The sequence below is a fragment of the Oleiphilus sp. HI0117 genome (assembly GCF_001635235.1).
Window position 1 is genome coordinate 1 of sequence record NZ_LWGA01001466.1, and the last position, 850, is coordinate 850.

Genomic DNA, 850 nt, shown 5'->3' on the forward strand with positions numbered 1-850 from the left:
ACTTAATAGTGCTGAAGACGGTAGTGGTCAGGGTAGACTTTCTGCCGTCGAGACATAATCAATTGCAATAATCTGCAAGTTTTGAATTTATGTCTATAATCAAGTGATGAATCCTTTCAGACCTAGTGCTTTAGCCTAGGTCTGAAAACTTAGGAAACTGTAAAGTAAGCCCAAAAAGCCGAATTTGCAGTTCGCTGAGAAATAATAACCACTGGGGAATCGGGTAACACCCGTATTATCTTTGAGGCAGCAGTCATCCGAGCCTGTTATGTAGGGCGTTACAAGGCGAAATCGCTTTTTATCGTTAGGCTACGTATAGGTATCTTAGAGATACATATTGGCCGCCAATAAGATAGTGCCTGGTATTCGCATTTACTGCTAACTAAGGCGAGCTTTTAATGCAAGAAAGCATCATGGAACAACTCTGGCGGACATCTCACTTGTCTGGCGGAAATTTAGTATACGTTGAACAGCTGTACGACGCTTATTTGGCTGATCCTAACAGCGTCTCTGAAGAATGGCGAAGCTACTTTGACCAACTCCCAAGAGTTAATGGTCATGCTAAGAAAGACATCCCTCATTCGACCATTCGTGAACAGTTTCTCCACCTTTCCAAAAACAAATACGCAAGTCACGAACTGACTACTCCCGCAAGCGCAACCTCTGAGCACGATAAGAAGCAAGTTAAAGTCGCTCAATTGATTAACTCCTATCGAATTCGTGGCCACCAGGCAGCAAAGCTTGATCCCTTAGGTTTGATGGAGCGGGTTGATGTTCCTGATTTGGAGCTTGAATATCACGGTTTGAGCGAGGCCGACCTGGATACCGAATTTCAGATTGGTAACTTGGT

General features: G+C 43.9%; 1 pseudogene. It reads left to right on the plus strand.

Annotated elements, in window-relative coordinates:
• Positions 1–398: 398 nt before the first annotated feature.
• Positions 399–850 (plus strand): annotated as a pseudogene (locus A3757_RS24420) (2-oxoglutarate dehydrogenase E1 component); the annotation flags it as partial.